At 63.5% G+C, this 17,953-nt stretch carries 16 protein-coding genes; 12 read left to right on the top strand and 4 right to left on the bottom strand.

Going from position 1 to position 17,953, the window contains the following annotated elements; all coding sequences use genetic code 11:
• The first annotated feature begins 106 nt into the window (after positions 1–106).
• From phnC to phnE (ACFHWW_RS16615), 4 genes are all read left to right on the top strand, one after another.
• Positions 107–946, top strand: a complete 840-nt coding sequence (gene phnC / locus ACFHWW_RS16630) for a phosphonate ABC transporter ATP-binding protein (RefSeq protein WP_102762531.1) — start codon at positions 107–109, stop codon at positions 944–946.
• 89 nt (positions 947–1,035) lie between these two features.
• Positions 1,036–1,941, top strand: coding sequence for a phosphonate ABC transporter substrate-binding protein (gene phnD, locus ACFHWW_RS16625; protein WP_018098401.1), 906 nt, complete (start codon positions 1,036–1,038; stop codon positions 1,939–1,941).
• Positions 1,942–2,112: 171 nt separating this feature from the next.
• Positions 2,113–3,075, top strand: coding sequence for a phosphonate ABC transporter, permease protein PhnE (gene phnE / locus ACFHWW_RS16620; protein ID WP_379939338.1), 963 nt, complete (start codon positions 2,113–2,115; stop codon positions 3,073–3,075).
• A 9-nt stretch (positions 3,076–3,084) separates the two neighbouring features.
• Complete coding sequence (phnE, locus tag ACFHWW_RS16615; protein WP_275599205.1) at positions 3,085–4,602, top strand: phosphonate ABC transporter, permease protein PhnE; 1,518 nt, start codon at positions 3,085–3,087, stop codon at positions 4,600–4,602.
• A 13-nt stretch (positions 4,603–4,615) separates the two neighbouring features.
• On the opposite strand, the gene ACFHWW_RS16610 is transcribed toward phnE (ACFHWW_RS16615), so the two are convergent.
• A complete protein-coding gene (locus ACFHWW_RS16610; RefSeq protein WP_379939336.1) occupies positions 4,616–4,762 on the bottom strand; it encodes a hypothetical protein in 147 nt (48 codons plus the stop codon).
• Between the two features lie 819 nt (positions 4,763–5,581).
• Between ACFHWW_RS16610 and ACFHWW_RS16605 the strand changes: the two genes are divergently transcribed.
• Genes ACFHWW_RS16605 through phnN form a run of 3 tightly spaced genes read left to right on the top strand, consistent with a single transcriptional unit; the run spans position 5,582 to position 8,011 of the window.
• Complete coding sequence (locus ACFHWW_RS16605) at positions 5,582–6,289, top strand: DUF1045 domain-containing protein (RefSeq protein ID WP_379939334.1); 708 nt, start codon at positions 5,582–5,584, stop codon at positions 6,287–6,289.
• Between the two features lies 1 nt (position 6,290).
• Positions 6,291–7,430 carry an alpha-D-ribose 1-methylphosphonate 5-triphosphate diphosphatase gene (locus ACFHWW_RS16600; RefSeq protein ID WP_018098396.1) on the top strand — a complete coding sequence of 380 codons (1,140 nt, stop codon included), beginning with the start codon at positions 6,291–6,293 and terminating at the stop codon, positions 7,428–7,430.
• Positions 7,427–8,011: a phosphonate metabolism protein/1,5-bisphosphokinase (PRPP-forming) PhnN gene (gene phnN, locus ACFHWW_RS16595; RefSeq protein WP_018098395.1), complete on the top strand. Its 585-nt coding sequence runs from the start codon at positions 7,427–7,429 to the stop codon at positions 8,009–8,011. The genes ACFHWW_RS16600 and phnN overlap by 4 nt, the downstream gene beginning before the upstream one ends.
• 27 nt (positions 8,012–8,038) lie before the next feature.
• On the opposite strand, the gene ACFHWW_RS16590 is transcribed toward phnN, so the two are convergent.
• Positions 8,039–8,407, bottom strand: coding sequence for a helix-turn-helix transcriptional regulator (locus tag ACFHWW_RS16590; protein WP_324764624.1), 369 nt, complete (start codon positions 8,405–8,407; stop codon positions 8,039–8,041).
• 89 nt (positions 8,408–8,496) lie between these two features.
• Here ACFHWW_RS16590 and ACFHWW_RS16585 point away from each other — a divergent pair, with 89 nt between their 5' ends.
• From ACFHWW_RS16585 to hutU, 5 genes are all read left to right on the top strand, one after another.
• Positions 8,497–9,681, top strand: a complete 1,185-nt coding sequence (locus ACFHWW_RS16585) for an MFS transporter (RefSeq protein ID WP_100670162.1) — start codon at positions 8,497–8,499, stop codon at positions 9,679–9,681.
• Positions 9,682–9,914: 233 nt separating this feature from the next.
• Positions 9,915–11,162, top strand: a complete 1,248-nt coding sequence (gene hutI, locus ACFHWW_RS16580) for an imidazolonepropionase (RefSeq protein WP_379939331.1) — start codon at positions 9,915–9,917, stop codon at positions 11,160–11,162.
• Complete coding sequence (hutH, locus tag ACFHWW_RS16575; protein WP_100670160.1) at positions 11,159–12,694, top strand: histidine ammonia-lyase; 1,536 nt, start codon at positions 11,159–11,161, stop codon at positions 12,692–12,694. Before hutI ends, hutH begins: the two co-directional genes overlap by 4 nt.
• 1 nt (position 12,695) lies before the next feature.
• Positions 12,696–13,511 carry an N-formylglutamate deformylase gene (hutG, locus tag ACFHWW_RS16570; protein ID WP_379939329.1) on the top strand — a complete coding sequence of 272 codons (816 nt, stop codon included), beginning with the start codon at positions 12,696–12,698 and terminating at the stop codon, positions 13,509–13,511.
• A 2-nt stretch (positions 13,512–13,513) separates the two neighbouring features.
• On the top strand, positions 13,514–15,187 hold the full coding sequence (hutU, locus tag ACFHWW_RS16565; RefSeq protein WP_379939395.1) for a urocanate hydratase: 1,674 nt from the start codon (positions 13,514–13,516) through the stop codon (positions 15,185–15,187).
• 42 nt (positions 15,188–15,229) lie between these two features.
• On the opposite strand, the gene ACFHWW_RS16560 is transcribed toward hutU, so the two are convergent.
• Both ACFHWW_RS16560 and ACFHWW_RS16555 read right to left on the bottom strand, forming a co-directional pair.
• The gene (locus ACFHWW_RS16560; protein ID WP_379939327.1) at positions 15,230–16,444 is read right to left on the bottom strand and encodes an MFS transporter; all 1,215 of its coding nucleotides are present in this window, start codon (positions 16,442–16,444) and stop codon (positions 15,230–15,232) included.
• A gap of 71 nt (positions 16,445–16,515) precedes the next feature.
• A complete protein-coding gene (locus ACFHWW_RS16555) occupies positions 16,516–17,949 on the bottom strand; it encodes a M81 family metallopeptidase (protein ID WP_379939325.1) in 1,434 nt (477 codons plus the stop codon).
• Between the last annotated feature and the right edge of the window lie 4 nt (positions 17,950–17,953).

The raw sequence follows: 17,953 nt of genomic DNA, 5'->3' as shown, positions 1-17,953 counted from the left end.
CGTGCACTGTTACAGAACCTACACGAAACTGACACTGCGCCTTCATGAAGCGCGGATATGGCAGGGTCATACCGATGATCGGTCTCCCCGAAAGAGGAAGCTGCCAATGTTTCAGTTGAAGAACGTAACCCGCCAGTTCGGCAAGAAAACAGCCGTCAGCTCGGTTACCTTCGACATTCCGCAGGGCCAGATGGTTGGCATTATCGGCCGCTCCGGCGCCGGCAAGTCGACACTCCTGCGCATGATAAACCGTCTGGTGGACCCCTCCTCCGGCTCGATCGAATTCGCCGGGGTACAGGTCTCCTCGATCAAGGGGGCGGCCCTGCGCGAGTGGCAGCGCGACTGCGCCATGATCTTCCAGCAGTTCAATCTGGTGCCTCGCCTCGACGTGCTGACCAATGTTCTCCTCGGGCGGCTCAACCATCGATCCACCGTATTGAGCGTCCTCAACATGTTCAGCCGCGAAGAGCGCATCATGGCGATCGGTGCACTGGAGCGTCTGGGGATCGAACAGACCGCCCTTCAGCCGGCCGGCACGCTCTCGGGTGGACAGCAGCAGCGCGTCGCAATCGCCCGCGCGCTGATGCAGCAGCCGAAGATGCTGCTCGCCGATGAGCCGATCGCGTCGCTCGACCCGCTCAACGCCAAGATCGTGATGGACGCGCTGCGCGACATCAACGAGCGCGACGGCATCACCGTGATCACCAACCTGCATACGCTCGATACCGCGCGGAACTATTGCGAGCGGATTATCGGCATGGCGCATGGACGAGTCGTCTTCGACGGACAGCCGAAGGATCTGACCGCCGCCGCGGTCGCGGCGATCTACGGCGCGGAAACGGCGATCGAAGAGTCGATGACCTCGACCAGCATCAACATCCCCGCGGAAGCACCGCAGGAAACAGCATCGGCCGGCTTGAAGCCGCTGGCACTGGCCGGCCCTTAAGGTCCGCCGCGATCGAATGCCCGCGTCAAGGGCGCCTTTTCGAAACCGAGAAAGACCCGGCGCGTCCGGGAAACGGGAGAACGAACCCAATGCTTAAAAAAGCTCTTCTGAGCGCGGTCGCGCTTTTCGCCCTCGTCGGCCACGCACAGGCCGAAGACCTGAAGGAATTCCGCGTCGGCATCATCGGCGGCGAAAACGAAGCCGACCGCCTGCGCAACTACCAGTGCCTCGTCGATCAGCTCCCGGCAGCCATCGGCGTCGAGAAGGTCTCCCTCTTCCCGGCGGCGGACTATGACGGCGTGATCCAGGGCCTCCTCGGTGGCACGCTCGATTACGCCGAACTCGGCGCCTCCGGCTATGCCAAGATCTATCTCGCCAAGGCTGACGCCGTCGAGCCGATCCTGACGACCGTCCAGACCGACGGCTCCACGGGCTATCATTCGATCATGGTCGCCCGCAAGGACTCCGGCATCACAAAGCTCGAAGACCTAAAGGGCAAGAAGCTCGGCTTCGCCGATCCGGACTCGACCTCGGGCTATCTCGTTCCCCTCGTCACGCTGCCGGAAGCGATCGGCGCGCCGATCAAGGAATATTTTGGTGAAACCGGCTTCGGCGGCGGCCACGAGAACCTCGTGCTTGAAGTCGTTAAGGGCACCTTCGATGCTGGCACGACCTTCGGCTCTGGCGTCGGCGAGTTCAAGGACGGCTACACCTCGGGCAACCTGCGCAAGATGGTCGACAAGGGTATCGTCGACATGAACGATCTCGTTGAACTGTGGAAGTCGCCGCTGATCCCGAACGGCCCGATCGTCGTGCGTACCGCATTGAACGACGACATGAAGGCCAAGTTCAAGCAATTCATGATGGATCTGCCGAAGACCGACGCCGCCTGCTTCTCCGCCATCCAGGGCGGCGACTTCACCGGTTTCGTCGAGGTCAATAGCGATTTCTACAAGCCGATCATCGACGCCCGCAAGGCGACGATCGGCGGCTGATCGCCGAACGCATCATCCTCGCCGGCCGCCAAGCTGCGGCCGGCGTTCGACTATCGGGCAGCTGCAGCCGCCCGCTCCCGGATCGTCTCGATCAAGCGATCCTACTTTTTGAAACGACGCACTTCCTCTTCCCGGAAGCGCTCTAGAGGCCGGCCCCTGGCCGGAAACCCAATGGCCACTTCCGTGTCAACACGACACCTCAGCGAGAACGGCGCCCTTATCGAGCGTCACTGGCAGGAGCTCAACAATCGCCGGCGTCTTTATACCTGGCTCGGTCTCGCATTTCTCGCGTTGACGCTTGTCGGTTCGCTCTGGTTCGCGAACGAGTCGAACGCGGGCAAGTTCTTCGACCGGCTGCCGCACTTCTTCGATTTCGTCGGCCATCTCATGCCGCGCGATCCGATAGAGATCGTTCGCGCCCTCTTCGATCTGCCTTCGCCCTATGACGACGGCAGCTTCAAATACAATTACCCGGAGGGCCGCCTCTACGTGACGGAGAGCTTCTACATCCCGGAATATGTTCACAAGATGCTGGAGACCGTGAACATCGCCATCTTTTCGACTGTTATCGGGGTCTTCTTCGGCTTCATCCTGTGCTTCCTCGCCGCGCGAAATCTGATGCCCAATCCCTGGATCAGGGGCATCGTACGCCGGCTGATGGAAATCCTGCGCGCCTTTCCGGAAGTCGTCATCGCCGGCTTTTTCCTGGCAATCCTTTCGCTTGGGCCTATTCCCGCCATCGCTGCGGTCTCGATCCACACGATCGGCGCGCTCGGCAAGCTGTTCTTCGAAGTGGTCGAGAATGCCGACATGAAACCGGAGGAAGGTCTGCGTGCCGTCGGCGCCAACTGGATCGAGCGGGTCTGGTTCGGCATGGTCCCCCAGGTGCTGCCCAACTTCACCAGCTATTTTCTGCTCCGGCTCGAAATCAACGTGCGCGCCTCGACGATCATCGGCGCCGTCGGTGGGGGCGGCATCGGCGAACTCCTGCGCCTGTCGATCGGCCAGGGCCATGAAGCAAAGACGCTCGCGATCGTCCTCCTGCTCTTCGCCACGATCTTCGCAGTCGATCAGTTCTCCGCCTGGCTTCGCCGCCGCCTCGTCGGCGACCAGGCCTTTCAGCTTGCGCAATAGGACCGCCTCATGATTGCCTCGACCAACCTCGACGCGCGCGAAATGGAAGCTATCGCCGCGCGCCACCCGCATCTTCTGCAGTCGTCGGCCGCCAAGCGGCGCAGCAAGGCATTGATAACGGCAGGCGTCGTTCTTTACATGATCTTCAGCTGGTGGTTCTTCTCGATCGGGCACGTGCTCGCCAACGCCAATTGGGGAATTGCCGGCATCTACCTCGCCGACTGGGTTTCCTACGAAGTCCGGCCGGAGATCGCCGTCGCGCCCGATGGAACGATGAGCATCTCATACGGACGCAATTCGCCGCTTGGAGACAATCCGAGCCCGGAATGGGTCACGCTCGAAAAGCAAACGGTCACGCGCACCGTTGAAACGTCGACGGCCCCGACGCAGGCCCCGAAGCCAAAGACCGCCTCCTCTTTCAGCTTTATGGCGCCGAACGCGGCGCGCGGCGGCGATACGAACGAGACGCCGCAGGAAGAGGCCGTCACGACCCGCACCGAAGAAGTCGTCACGCACGCCGTGGTGAACTTCGATAGCTCGACCCGCATCGAAGTTGCCGAAAAGCTCGTCACGGTCACGCATGCCGGCGAAACGCTCCGACTGAAGGTCGACGGCGCCGACACTGTCACGCCTGAAGGTGCCCTTCCCTCCTGGGCCGTCCAGAAACGTCCGGGCGAGAAGGTGACGCTGTCCTTCGGCGCCACCGGCTGGGCCCAGGTGGAGGGCGACGAGGTCTCCATCCGCAATCGCTTCTTCGGCTGGGTGAATTTCCTCTTCGACACCAACTCGCCCTTTTTCGGGAAGTCCTACAGCGACGTTGCCTCCTTGATCGTCTCCGGAGAACGGATCGATCCGGCGCGCTCAAACCTCTCGCTTGCCTGGAACAACATCCTCTACAATGCGGAATGGCAGCATCTGGATGTTTGGACCAAGCTCCTGCAGACGATCGTCATGGCTTTCGTCGGAACGCTCTTCGCCTCCTTCATCGCCTTCCCGCTTTGCTTCCTCGCGGCGCGCAACATCACGCCGAGCCGACTCACCAATCAGTTCGTGAAGCGCTTCTTCGACTTCCTGCGGTCGGTCGACATGTTCATCTGGGCGCTGTTCTTCACGCGCGCCTTCGGGCCTGGACCGCTCGCGGGCATCTCGGCGATCTTCTTCACGGACACGGGCACGCTCGGCAAGCTCTACTCCGAAGCCCTCGAGAACATCGACGACAAGCAGCGTGAGGGCGTCAAGTCGGTCGGCGCCGCGCCGGTCGCCGTGCAGCGCTTCGGCGTGCTCCCGCAGGTCCTGCCGATCTTTGCCAGCCAGGCTCTCTACTTCTGGGAGTCGAACACGCGTTCGGCCACCATTATCGGCGCCGTCGGCGCCGGCGGGATCGGCCTGAAGCTATGGGAGGCGATGCGCACAAATTCGGATTGGGAAAATGTCGCCTATATGGTGCTGCTGATCTTGATGGTTGTCTTCGTTTTCGACAGCATCTCCAATCTTTGCCGATCGCGTCTCATGGGCCGTACACGCTAGCGCGCGTTGAGATTCATTTTGAGTTTGTGACGGCTGCTGCGAGATGGATAATGGCGTTGAAGCTCTGGTCGGTCTTGTCGGCGCGCATGGCGATGCGCTTGAATTCCTTGAGTACCGAGCGTGCGCCCATTGCATGTTTCGATTGGTCGTAGCCGATCAATCGACAAAAACATGCAGCAGATCGTCTCATAAGACGCGCGGCGCTGTAGGAAACGTATCGGAGGACTGCAATCTCTCCTTTACCTCACCCTGTGCCCGTCACAGGGATCCAGCAGCGCCGCGTCTGCGGCGCGGAAGAGTTCTTTCAGCCCAAGGACTTGGTCTGGCTGGATTCCTGTGACAAGCACAGGAATGAGGGGGTCGGGATGTGCGGCTACTGCAACTTTCGCTTGCGGATATGCTAGGGAATGGTCAACCTGTCACGCAATGAAGGTTACGTCTACATTTTCGCATCGAAGCGAAGCGGGACGCTGTATGCGGGCGTGACCCGGGACCTGCCGTGTCGCCTCGCTATCTTCACGGTTTATGAAACGCGCCGAGGGGCCGCACCCTCTCCATCTTCATCCCTGTGCTCGTCACAGGGATCCAGCAGCGCCGCGTCTGCGGCGCGGAAGAGCCTTTCCAGCCCAAGGACTTGGTCTGGCTGGATTCCTGTGACAAGCACAGGAATGAGGAACCCGGGATGATGAGGAAAAGTGTGTGCGGTTTTCCGCCCGCTCATGATTTCAGGTTGTTCCGACCTAAGATCATCGTGGTCTAGAAACGGACCGGCCGATTCGGATAATGATGACTGATTCCGATCACTGGCGCGGGAACAGGCGAAGCTGCAAACAAATCCATCCCGCTCCCAACCGATTTGCGTTCTGGGCCGATGTCATCATGATGTTGTCATGCAAATCGGCTAGCTGCGCATTCGATCCCGCGAACCGTCGACTCGGGGCAACTGCGTCGAAGCGACTGATGAAGAAAGTGTGAACCCGTGCGCTATGCAATCTACTTCGCGCCGCCGTCCGATGACCGGCTGTCGCAGACCGCTTCCCGTTGGCTGGGACGCGACGCGTTCACCGGCGGCGCCCTGGACTGCCCGGAAAATCCGGCAGTAGGACGTGAAGAGCAGATGGCATTGACGACCGAGCCCCGCCGTTACGGCTTCCACGGGACCCTGAAAGCACCGTTCGAGCTTACCTCCGGCCGCGGTGAAGCCGACTTGATCGCGGCTTTCGACGAGTTCGCCGCGGAGATCGAGCCGTTCGAAGTGCCGGAGATCGCCTTGCATCAGATCGGCCCCTTCTTCGCGCTCGTCGCGGCCGATCCTTGCCCGCCTCTGCAGCGCCTTGCGGAGCAGGCGGTTCGCCGTTTCGAGCCATTCCGGGCGCCGCTTTCCGAAGCCGATCTCGCCCGCCGCAATCCGGACAGGCTTACGCAGCGTCAGCGCGAGTACCTGGCGGCATGGGGCTACCCATACGTCTTCGAGGAGTTCCAGTTCCATCTGACGCTGACGGGGCCGGTGCCGGAAGACATGCGGCGGCCCATGAGAAAGGCGCTCGAAACGGTCTTCGCCGAATTCATCGGCAAGCCGCTTGCCGTCTCGACGATTGCCCTTTTCGCCGAAGAGCGCCGCGGCGCTCCTTTCACCGTCCATTCCTTGCTGCCGCTTGGCGGCGCATCCGAACGAAAGATTGCATGACATGCCCAAAGAACAGGTTTTGACCAACGCCCGCATCGTTCTGGAGGACCGGATCCTCGACGGTTCGGTGCTGATCCGCGACGGCAGGATCGCCGACATCTCCGAAGGGGCGAGCGCCACGGGCGAGGATTTCGAGGGTGACTACCTGCTGCCCGGGCTGGTCGAACTGCACACCGATCATCTCGAGGCGCACTATTCTCCGCGCCCCGGTGTTCGCTGGCTGAAGATCGCGGCGATCCAGGCTCATGACGCCCAGGTCGTCACCTCCGGCATCACCACCGTCTTCGATTGTCTGCGCCTGGGCTCGGACGAGGACAGCGGCTTTCCGAAGGGCGAGATGCGCAGCATGGCCGATGCGCTCGCCCAGGCCAAGCAGGAGGGCCGTTTGCGGGCCGATCACCTGATCCACCTGCGCTGCGAAGTGTCGACCGCCGACGTGCTGGAACACTATGAGGATTTCCGGAACGATCCGCAGGTTCGTCTCGTCTCTCTGATGGACCACGCTCCCGGGCAGCGCCAGTTCCAGACCATGGACCAGTACATAATCTACTACAAAGTCAAACGCGGCCTTACCGACGAAGCCTTTGCCGCCTTCATCGACCGCCAGCAAGCGCTATCGGCGCGCTATGCGACCCCTCATCGCATCGCGCTCGCGAAAGCCTGCGCCGAGCGGGGCATTACGGTCGCCAGCCATGATGACGCGACGCTCGAGCATGTGGACGAGTCGATCGGCTACGGCATCCGGCTCGCGGAGTTCCCGACGAGCTTCGAGGCGGCCGAAGCCTCTCATCGCGCCGGTCTCAGCGTATTGATGGGGGCGCCCAATATCGTGCGCGGCAAATCGCATTCCGGCAACATCGCCGCGCGTGATCTCGCCGAACGCGGCGTTCTCGACGTGCTTTCTTCGGATTACGTGCCTTTCAGCCTCATCCATGCGCCGTTCATTCTGGCAGATGAGGTCGACTCGATCGACCTCCCCCAGGCCATCGCGATGGTGACGGCAACGCCGGCGCGCACTGTCGGGCTCGAAGATCGCGGCCGGATCGCCGTTGGGCTCCGCGCCGACATCGCGCGCGTCCGCAGGCCGGAGGGAATACCGGTCGTCCGCTCGGTCTGGCGCGAAGGACGGCGTGTCGCATGACCGCCGATCGAGGATCCGGAACGCTCATCGTCGTCGTCGGTCCGAGCGGTGCGGGCAAAGACAGCGTCATGGGCTTTGCCGCCCGCCATTTCGCGCAGCGGCCCGATATTCTCTTCGTCCGGCGGGCGATCACACGCCCCTCGGATGCAGGCGGCGAGGTGCACGAAAGCGTGTCCGACGCCGAATTCGAGGAGATGAGCCGGAGCGGCGCTTTCGCCGTTTCGTGGCAGGCGCATGGCTTGAGCTACGGCATCCCGGCGGAGATCGCCGAAAAGATCGCCAGAGGCATGACCGCGATCGTAAACGGCAGCCGTGCCGCCCTCCCTGCCATTCGCCAGGCGTTCGGTACGATCGCCGTTGCGGTGATCACCGCCGAGCCGCCGGTGCTGGCGAAGCGGCTGGCCGAGCGCGGCCGCGAGAGCGAGGAAGACGTGCTGCGCCGCCTGACGCGGCAGGCACCCGACGTCATCGCCGATCCCGACGTAACGGTGATCGACAACAGCGGCAGGCTTGATGTGGCCGGCCGGCAATTCGTCGCGCTGGTCGAGCGCCACTCGGCCAAGAGCCATCACCCTGCCTGAAGAAGCGGCGAGCGGTTAGGTAACCCTTTATCGCGCCTCGCCCTGTGCCAAAGCTTCCTCTGCATCCTCGATCTTCTTGACCATGGGCAGGTCCACCGCGGCGGCGATAATGGAATCGAGGAGGCCGGGAAAGCGGATGTCGAGATCGTCCCGCCGCAGCGTGATCAACCGGCTGGTGCCGGAGACCTCGGTACGCGTAATGCCCGCCTCGCGCAGCTTGGCCAGATGATAGCTGATATTGGTCTTGGAGCCGAAATCCGTGAAGTTCAGGCACATGGTCGGCCGTCCGTCGCGGCGGGCGAGATAGCCCACGATCGCCAGGCGCGTCGGATCGCCGAGAGCCGCGAGGACATTGGACAGAGTGATCTGGTCGGCGGTGGGATGCGGTAGGGTCATTGGATCAACAATTAGCAGTCTCGGCATATTGACACGGCGAGCCACCAAGTTCAATAGTTCAATATCTTTTGAACAAGAGAGGTCTCCCGATGGACAGGCGCATCATCTGGCTCGCCGTTGGCTCTTTCACGATGAGCACGGTCGGCTTCGTCTTTTCCAGCCTTCTGCCGTCGATCGCTGCCGATACGCACACGACCATTCCCCATGCGGGGCACCTGATCACGCTGTTCTCGCTATCCTATGCCATCGGTGCGCCGCTGCTTTCGGCCCTGGCAGGCGCGGCGGACCGGCGTCGATTGCTGGTGGCTGCAATGCTCGTCTTCGTCGTCGGCAATTGCATCGCGGCGATGAGCGTCTCCTTCACCACGCTGCTGCTCGCCCAGATCGTGATGGGAATGGCAAGCGGACTGTTCGCCGCCACGGCTCAAGCGACGGCGGTTTCACTGGCAGGACCGGAGCACCGCGCATTGGCGATTTCCATCGTGGTGGGCGGCACCACATTCGCGGTGGCGCTCGGCGCGCCCCTCGGCGCGCTGATTGCCGCCTTCTGGGGATGGCGCGGCACGTTCGGGGCGGTCGCGCTGCTTGGGCTCACCTGCGCTGCCGTGCTCTGGCTGCGCCTGCCGCGGGGCCTCAGCGGAACGAAGCTGACAATGTCCGAGCGCTTCGGCGCCATCGGCCGTCCGGGCGTGGCCTCGTCGCTCATGGTGACGTTTCTCTATCTTACCGGCGGCTTCATAATCATCTCCTATCTCGCGCCGCTGGCGATCGACGGAGCCGGGCTTTCGCAGTTGGCGCTGCCGGGGCTGCTGCTCGCCTTCGGGGTCGGCGCGGTGATCGGCAATCTCTCCAGCGGCTATCTGGCCGACCGGCTCGGCGCCACGCGCGTGGTGACAGCTTCGCTCATCGCCGCGCTCGCGGTCTCGCTGATGATCGCCTTCGGCCTGCACTTCCTCACGCGCGATCTCGCCGGCCTGCTGCTGATCGGCATAATGGTGCCATGGGGGATCGTAGGATGGGCGTTCCCGCCGGCCCAGGCGAGCCGTATCGTCGGCTTCGCGCCGGAGGTCGCCCATCTGACCCTGTCGCTCAACGCCTCGGCGATCTATCTCGGCATCGCGACCGGCACGGCGATCGGCGGACGGGTGCTCGAGAATACGGCTGCCGCCGATCTCGGCTTCTTCGCGGCACTGTTTCCGGTGGCTTCGCTCGCCGTCCTATATGCGGGGCTAAGATCCCATCGGCGCCGCCTGGCGACTGCGGCGGCGGAATAGACGCACATGGTACGCGGGCCCGCCGCGAAACAGCTTCCCGCTTCCGCATAGTCGCCGACGCGGGCCAGCCTCAGTTCTCTCCATAAGCCCCGGACGGAAGTTTCGGGGCTTTTCTGCGCTTCTTTCCATGCTTCTGGCCGGCAGCTCCCACCGCGTTATCTCACGGACCATAATCCCACTTGTCATCGCCGGTATTATGTATATACATTAACAGCGAAGAAAGGGCGGTATAGATGGACGGAAACGACAACCCAAATTCTGCCGGAACCAGTCTCTGGCGCAATGCACGCCTTGCCACACTTCGCGAGGACCTGGGGCCACTCGGGGTCATCGAAAACGGCGTCATTGCCGTGCGCGGCGAGCGGATCGTCTATGCCGGCCCGGAGGCCGGTCTGCCATCGGAGCTCGCGCGCGCCGACCAGGTCTTCGATTGCGAAGGCCGCTGGGTCACTCCGGCGCTGATCGACTGCCACACGCATATCGTTCATGGCGGCGACCGCGCTCGGGAGTTCCAGCTCCGCCTTGAAGGCGCGACCTATGAGGAGATCGCCCGTGCCGGAGGCGGCATCGCTTCGACCGTCGCGGCAACCAACGCCCTTTCCGTCGACGCACTCGTGGAGGCCGCACTTCCACGGCTCGACGCCCTTCTCGCCGAAGGCGTGTCCACCGTCGAGGTCAAGTCGGGCTATGGCCTCAACGTCGAGGCCGAACTCAAGATGCTGCGCGCCGCCCGCCGGCTGGAAAGCCTGCGCCCGGTGCGCATCGTCACCACTTATCTCGCAGCCCATGCGACCCCGCCGGAATATCGCGGACGCAACGGCGACTACATCGCCGAGGTCGTCCTGCCGGGCCTCGTTGCGGCTCACGCCGAAGGGCTAGCCGACGCCGTCGACGGCTTCTGTGAAGGCATAGCCTTTTCGCCGGCAGAGATCGCTTCGGTCTTCGACAAGGCGAAGTCGCTCGGCCTTCCCGTGAAGCTTCACGCCGAACAGCTTTCGGATCTCGGCGGCGCGAAGCTCGCTGCTTCCTATGGCGCTCTGTCGGCCGACCACCTCGAATATCTCGACGCTGCGGGAGCCGCCGCCATGGCAGACGCCGGCACGGTCGCCGTCCTCCTGCCCGGGGCTTTCTACACCCTCCGGGAAAAACAGCTTCCGCCAGTGGAAGCACTCCGAGAAAACGCAACGCGCATCGCCATCGCCACCGATTGCAATCCCGGTACTTCGCCGCTGACCTCGCTGCTCCTCACCTTGAATATGTCCGCAACGCTTTTCCGCCTGACGCTGGAGGAATGCCTCGCAGGCGTTACCCGCGAAGCCGCCCGTGCGCTCGGCATCCTCGAAGAGACCGGCACGATTGAATCCGGCAAGTCTGCGGATCTTGCCATCTGGAACATCGATCAGCCGGCGGAATTGATCTACCGCATCGGTTTCAATCCCCTTCGGGAGCGGATCTTCAAGGGTGAAAGGATTCTCCGATGACCGTCATTCTCAGTCCCGGCTCCGTTTCGCTCAGTGACCTCGAAACGATCTACTGGACCGGCGCGCCGGCGCGCCTCGACCCCGCCTTCGATGCCGGCATTGCCAAGGCCGCAGCGCGGATCGCCGAGATCGTAGCGGGCAATGCGCCCGTCTACGGCATCAATACCGGCTTCGGCAAACTGGCTTCGATCAAGATCGACAGCGCCGACGTGGCGACGTTGCAGCGCAATCTGATCCTCTCGCATTGCTGCGGCGTGGGCCAGCCGCTCACGGAAAACATCGTGCGCCTGATCATGGCGCTCAAGCTGATCTCGCTCGGCCGCGGCGCCTCCGGCGTGCGGCTGGAGCTCGTCCGGCTGATCGAAGCGATGCTGGACAAGGGCGTGATCCCGCTCATTCCCGAAAAAGGCTCGGTCGGCGCTTCCGGCGACCTGGCGCCGCTTGCCCATATGGCTGCGGTCATGATGGGCCATGGCGAAGCCTTCTTTGCAGGCGAGCGCATGAAAGGCGACGCTGCATTGAAGGCGGCGGGGCTCTCCCCTGTAACGCTTGCCGCGAAGGAAGGCCTGGCGCTGATCAACGGCACGCAGGTCTCTACGGCCCTCGCCCTTGCCGGGCTCTTCCGTGCGCACCGCGCCGGCCAGGCCGCTCTCATCACCGGCGCCCTTTCGACCGATGCGGCCATGGGCTCTTCCGCCCCCTTCCATCCGGATATTCACACGCTGCGCGGCCATAAGGGCCAGATCGACACGGCCGCCGCCTTACGGCAGCTGCTGACCGGCTCCCCAATTCGCCAGAGCCATATCGAGGGCGACGAGCGGGTTCAGGACCCCTATTGCATCCGCTGCCAGCCGCAGGTCGATGGCGCCTGCCTCGATCTCCTGCGCTCCGTCGCAGCCACGTTGACGATCGAAGCCAATGCCGTCACCGACAATCCGCTGGTGCTTTCGGACAATTCCGTTGTTTCCGGGGGCAACTTCCATGCCGAACCGGTCGCATTTGCCGCCGACCAGATCGCGCTCGCGGTATGCGAAATCGGCGCCATCTCCCAGCGCCGCATCGCCCTTCTGGTCGACCCCGCGCTCAGCTACGGCCTGCCGGCCTTTCTGGCCAGAAAGCCGGGCCTCAACTCCGGAATGATGATCGCCGAGGTCACTTCGGCGGCACTGATGTCGGAAAACAAGCAGCTTTCCCATCCGGCCTCCGTCGACTCGACGCCGACCTCGGCGAACCAGGAGGACCACGTGTCCATGGCCTGCCACGGTGCGCGCCGGCTGCTCCAGATGACGGAAAACCTCTTTTCGATCATCGGCATCGAGGCGCTTGCCGCGGTGCAGGGCATCGAGTTCCGCGCCCCGCTCACCACCAGCCCGGAACTTCAGAAGGCCGCCGCAGCCGTGCGCAGCGTCTCCTCCAGTATCGAGGAAGACCGCTACATGGCCGACGATCTCAAGGCCGCGGGCGATCTCGTCGCGTCGGGCCGGCTGGCTGCCGCCGTCTCCGCGGGCATTCTTCCGAAACTGGAGAACTGACATGGCCGTCTTCGAAGTCCGGCAGGGCAGCTCGCCCGTCATCCTGGGCTTTCCGCACACGGGCACCGACGTGCCTGCCTCGATCCGGGAACGCCTCAACGACAACGGCCGCATCCTCGCCGACACGGACTGGCACATCCACGATCTCTACGAAGGCCTTCTGCCGGATGCGACGACGGTTCGCGCGACCTTTCACCGCTACGTCATAGACGCCAATCGCGACCCTGCAGGCGTCAGCCTCTATCCCGGCCAGAACACCACCGGGCTCGTGCCCGAAACCGACTTCGACGGTCAGCCTATTTGGAAGGAAGGCGAAGGACCGACGGAGGCCGACATCGCGGAGCGCCTGCGCGCGTTCCATGCGCCCTATCACGCGGCGCTCGCCGCAGAGATCGCCCGTGTCAAGGCGATCCACGGCGTGGCGGTGCTCTACGATTGCCATTCTATCCGCTCGCATATTCCCTTCCTCTTCGAAGGCCGCCTGCCGGACTTCAATATCGGCACCGATACGGGAAAGACCTGCGCTCCTGAAATTGAGCAGGTAACCGCAGAAATCGCAGCCGGGGCAGACGGTTACAGCCATATTCTCAACGGCCGCTTCAAAGGTGGCTGGACGACCCGTCACTACGGCCGCCCGGAACAGGGCGTGCACGCGATCCAGATGGAACTGGCGCAATCGACGCATCTGGCGACGGAAGCACCGCCCTTCGCTTTGGACAAGGCGAAAGCCGACAGGCTTCGCCGTCCGCTGAAGACCATTCTGGAACGCATCGAAACAGTCGCTAACGAGCTCAAAAGGACAGGGAGCGAGGCATGAACATGAACAATCCGCGCCACAATATTCGCGAAGTGCGCAGCCCGCGCGGCACCGAGATCAGTGCCAGGAGCTGGCTGACGGAAGCGCCGCTTCGCATGCTGATGAACAATCTCGACCCTGATGTCGCCGAAAACCCGCACGAACTCGTCGTCTATGGCGGCATCGGCCGCGCAGCCCGAACCTGGGCCGATTTCGACCGCATCGTCGCGTCGCTGAAAGACCTCAATGAAGACGAGACCCTCCTCGTCCAGTCCGGCAAGCCGGTGGGCGTCTTCCGCACGCACAAGGATGCTCCGCGTGTGCTGATCGCCAACTCCAATCTCGTGCCGCACTGGGCGACCTGGGATCATTTCAACGAGCTGGATAAGAAGGGTCTCGCCATGTACGGCCAGATGACCGCCGGCTCGTGGATCTATATCGGTACGCAAGGCATCGTCCAGGGCACCTATGAGACCTTCGTCGAGGCCGGCCGCCAGCATTATGGCGGCAACCTGAAAGGCAAGTGGATCCTGACGGGCGGTCTCGGCGGCATGGGTGGAGCCCAGCCGCTTGCGGCCGTCATGGCCGGCGCCTGCTGCCTTGCCGTCGAATGCAACCCCGACTCGATCGATTTCCGCCTGCGCACGCGCTACCTCGACGAGAAGGCCGAGACGCTCGAAGAAGCCATGGAAATGATCGAACGCTGGACCGAGGCCGGCGAGGCGAAATCGGTCGGCCTTTTGGGCAATGCGGCGGAAATCCTCCCGGAAATGGTCCGTCGCGGCATCCGCCCCGACATGGTCACGGACCAGACCTCGGCTCACGACCCGATCAACGGCTATCTGCCCAAGGGCTGGACGATGGCCGAATGGAAGGCCAAGCGCGAGAGCGACCCGAAGGGGGTCGAAAAGGCCGCCCGCGCCTCGATGCGCGACCATGTCGAAGCGATGCTCGCCTTCTGGGATTCCGGCGTCCCGACCCTCGACTACGGCAACAACATCCGCCAGGTGGCCAAGGACGAAGGCCTCGAGCGCGCCTTCGATTTCCCCGGCTTCGTGCCGGCCTATATCCGTCCGCTGTTCTGCAGGGGCATCGGCCCGTTCCGTTGGGCGGCGCTCTCCGGCGATCCGGAAGACATCTACAAGACCGACCGGAAGGTGAAGGAGCTGCTGCCGGACAACAAGCACCTGCACAACTGGCTCGACATGGCGCGCGAGCGCATCGCTTTCCAGGGCCTGCCCGCACGCATCTGCTGGGTCGGCCTCGGCGATCGTCACCGCCTCGGCCTCGCCTTCAACGAAATGGTGCGCAGCGGCGAACTGAAGGCCCCCATCGTCATCGGCCGCGACCATCTCGACTCCGGCTCGGTCGCCTCGCCGAACCGCGAGACCGAGGCGATGAAGGACGGGTCCGACGCCGTCTCCGACTGGCCGCTCCTGAACGCGCTTCTCAACACCGCCTCAGGCGCAACCTGGGTGTCGCTGCATCATGGCGGTGGCGTCGGCATGGGCTTCTCGCAGCATTCCGGCATGGTGATCTGCTGCGACGGTACGGACGATGCGGCGCGCCGCATCGAGCGAGTCCTGTGGAACGACCCGGCAACGGGCGTCATGCGGCACGCCGATGCGGGCTATGACATTGCGCTCGACTGCGCTCGTGAAAAGGGCCTGCGCCTGCCGGGCATATTGGGCGAGTGAAGAACGGACAGGACGCCACGGCATCCTTCTGCCGCGTCTTCTTCAGGACGCAGACGCTTTTCCTCGGCCGTCGCCGTCGAGGAAAAGCAACAGCAAGAGCCCGGCGACGCCCGCAAGGGAGCTTAGAAGCGCGGTTCCCGAATAATCGCTGATGCGCGTTCCGAGTGCGAAAAGAACGGCGCCGAACCCCGCGCCCAGGAAGACGTTCACCGAGATCAGCGAACTGCCCAGACCGGGCCGGTCCGCGATCAGTTCCTGCAGGTAGCTGATCGGAATGCTGATCAGCGCCGCTGCGCCGAAAGCGCTGATCAGCGTCAGCGCATAAATGTGCCAACGCTCGGTCGAAAGCCCGAGCAGGGCCATGTTGACGACATAGATCGCCGTGCCGAGCGCGAGCGCATAGATATGGCTGAGCCGGTACTGGATACGTCCCCAGACCACGATGAACACCACCTCCAGCAATGCGACGATACCGACGATGATGCCGATGTCGCTCACCTGGCCGCCGGCTGCACCGGTGACGATCAGCGGCAGCACCGCCGCATTGACGTGCAGCATTGACGAGATCAAGGCGATGGCGAGAAGCCGCGCCAGAACGCGCAGCGACAATATCTCGCCGAAGGACGCGAGAAACGAGAGGCGTTTGCCCAAAGCACCGTCCACGCCCGCCCTCTCCGGCAGCAGCCGCAAGACGAGCACGAAATTGGCGAGACAACCGAGGCTTGCCAGAAGATAGGCCGGCAGCATGCTGCCGCGTGCCGACAGCACCAATCCGACCAGTCCGGGAACCAATACCCAGGAAAGCGATATGGCCGCGCGAATGCCGGAATTGACGGCAGCCGCATGCCTGCCGCCCATGTCTTTCGCAGCCGTGCGGACATAGGCGAAGAGCAGCGGATTGAGTGCGCCGTGAACCGGCAGCAGCATGAGGGCCGCGACCACGAAGCTCCCCTTCGTCGGCAGCAGATAAACCGCCCCGTAACCCACGACCCCGCAGAGAATGACCGCCAGCATCAGTGTCCGGTAGTTGCCGACGCGGTCGGCGACGATGCCGATCGTCACGCTGACCGCAACATTGACCAGCGCCGCTGCGAAGATCAGCGCCGAATAGAACCCGTCGCTCAATCCCAGTTCGGTGATGCCGACGACCGACTGGTAGGGCGACGTCGCGGCCCCCGACAAGCCGAACAGAACGATGGCGATCATGCTTGTCCGGATGACCGGATGGCGCATGGCGATCGACAGCGGGGAAGACATGAGGGGGCAAAGTCCGCGGAAGGGGAACGTCTTGATGAAACCCGCCCGGAGACCAGGGCGGGTTTACTATCTCAGGTCCAGCGGGCTGACAGGCTGGCGCTGGGGTGAAACTCGAAATCGCGGTCGAAGGGGAAGATCGGCCGCTGCCGACGCAGGCTTTCCAGCTTCTCGATATCCTGATTGACGACGCCGTTCGTCAGCGCCATCAGGTTCGGATTGGCGATCGGCGCAAGCTCCGGCGAGAGATAACCGGACTTGACGACGAGCAGCCGCACGGTCTTCGGGTCGAGACCGAGGAGAGCAAAGTCCTCGATGTTATGATAGGGGCGGCGCCGCGCCGACAACACGACCACTATGCCCCCGACCTGAACCACCGCCTGCCGCTCGGCAACCGCTCCCGGATCATTCAGATGCACCACTTTGGCCTCGACCTCTGCGGACGGGCTGGACGGGTCGAGACTGCCGCCGATCCGCAACGCCAGCGTCCTACCCGCGCCGGTCGCGAAACAGGCATTAACGGCCGGCCTATCGGCGATGCCGGCGATCAACGCATCGCGCCAGCCGCGCTCGAGAAGCGCGACCAACACATCCGCCCGGTCGCCGACCCCGCCACCCGTGGGGTTGTCGCCGGAATCGGCGAGGATTACCGGCGCCGTGGTCGCCCGCTCGGCGATGTCGAGCATCTCGGCAAGCGAGCCGGTGAGCGATCCGAAACGAAAATTTTCCCTCTGGTGCCAATAGTTTGCAGCAATTTCCTCAGCCGCCTTCGAAGCGGCGGCCTGGTCCGAGCCGGTGACGACGGCGCAGGCGGTCGCTCTCGGTTCATCGGCCCAGACGTAGCCCACCATCAGATTGGCGTCGAGGATGCCGGGCCGCCTGTCGAATTCAGGCAGGACGCGATAGAGGCTCGCCGCCGGCTCGTCCTCCGTCGAAGTGCGTTCCCCGGGAAGGAGAAGCGGTACAGGTGCCCAGGCGACACCGGGCCGCTTCCCGGAACGAAGCGTTTCCACCAGCATCGACCATGCCCGCACCATGGTCTCGCGCGTATCGATATGCGGCGCGGTCCGGTAGGCCGCGAAGATATCGACCTGATCGATGATCCGCTGACTGACATTGCCATGGAGATCGTAGCTCACGGCAAGCGGGCAATCGGGGCCGATGACGGCGCGGGCGGCGGTGATCCAGTCGCCCTCGGCGTCGTCCTTCCCATCGACCTTGATCGCGCCATGCATGGCGAGATAGAGCCCGTCGAGTGGGAGCGCCGCTTTCAGCCACTCCAGGAACTCGGTCTTGAAGGCGTCATAGGCCGGGCGCGAAACCGGTCCGCCGGGGACGGCCCGCGCGTGCAGGAGCGGAAGGTGGCTTATCCCTTCGGCGCTGAGGAAGCCGAAATAATCCGACCGCAAGAGGTCCTCTCCCCTCAACACCCGGAAATCTTCGGCCGCCATCAGGACGGGCGAATAGGTGCTGCATTCCGTATGAATTCCACCGACCGCGATCCGCATGGCT

This window comes from Sinorhizobium sp. P24N7 (assembly GCF_042436655.1).
Taxonomy (GTDB): Bacteria; Pseudomonadota; Alphaproteobacteria; order Rhizobiales; family Rhizobiaceae; genus Sinorhizobium; species Sinorhizobium meliloti_A.
This window is presented reverse-complemented; position numbering and strand designations above follow the sequence as displayed.

Coding starts and splice junctions, on each gene's coding strand:
- phnC (WP_102762531.1), top strand. CDS start 107: ATGTTTCAGTTGAAGAACGTAACCCGCCAGTTCGGCAAGAAAACAGCC.
- phnD (WP_018098401.1), top strand. CDS start 1,036: ATGCTTAAAAAAGCTCTTCTGAGCGCGGTCGCGCTTTTCGCCCTCGTC.
- phnE (WP_379939338.1), top strand. CDS start 2,113: ATGGCCACTTCCGTGTCAACACGACACCTCAGCGAGAACGGCGCCCTT.
- phnE (WP_275599205.1), top strand. CDS start 3,085: ATGATTGCCTCGACCAACCTCGACGCGCGCGAAATGGAAGCTATCGCC.
- ACFHWW_RS16600 (WP_018098396.1), top strand. CDS start 6,291: ATGCCCAAAGAACAGGTTTTGACCAACGCCCGCATCGTTCTGGAGGAC.
- phnN (WP_018098395.1), top strand. CDS start 7,427: ATGACCGCCGATCGAGGATCCGGAACGCTCATCGTCGTCGTCGGTCCG.
- ACFHWW_RS16590 (WP_324764624.1), bottom strand. CDS start 8,407: ATGACCCTACCGCATCCCACCGCCGACCAGATCACTCTGTCCAATGTC.
- ACFHWW_RS16585 (WP_100670162.1), top strand. CDS start 8,497: ATGGACAGGCGCATCATCTGGCTCGCCGTTGGCTCTTTCACGATGAGC.
- hutI (WP_379939331.1), top strand. CDS start 9,915: ATGGACGGAAACGACAACCCAAATTCTGCCGGAACCAGTCTCTGGCGC.
- hutH (WP_100670160.1), top strand. CDS start 11,159: ATGACCGTCATTCTCAGTCCCGGCTCCGTTTCGCTCAGTGACCTCGAA.
- hutG (WP_379939329.1), top strand. CDS start 12,696: ATGGCCGTCTTCGAAGTCCGGCAGGGCAGCTCGCCCGTCATCCTGGGC.
- hutU (WP_379939395.1), top strand. CDS start 13,514: ATGAACAATCCGCGCCACAATATTCGCGAAGTGCGCAGCCCGCGCGGC.
- ACFHWW_RS16560 (WP_379939327.1), bottom strand. CDS start 16,444: ATGTCTTCCCCGCTGTCGATCGCCATGCGCCATCCGGTCATCCGGACA.
- ACFHWW_RS16555 (WP_379939325.1), bottom strand. CDS start 17,949: ATGCGGATCGCGGTCGGTGGAATTCATACGGAATGCAGCACCTATTCG.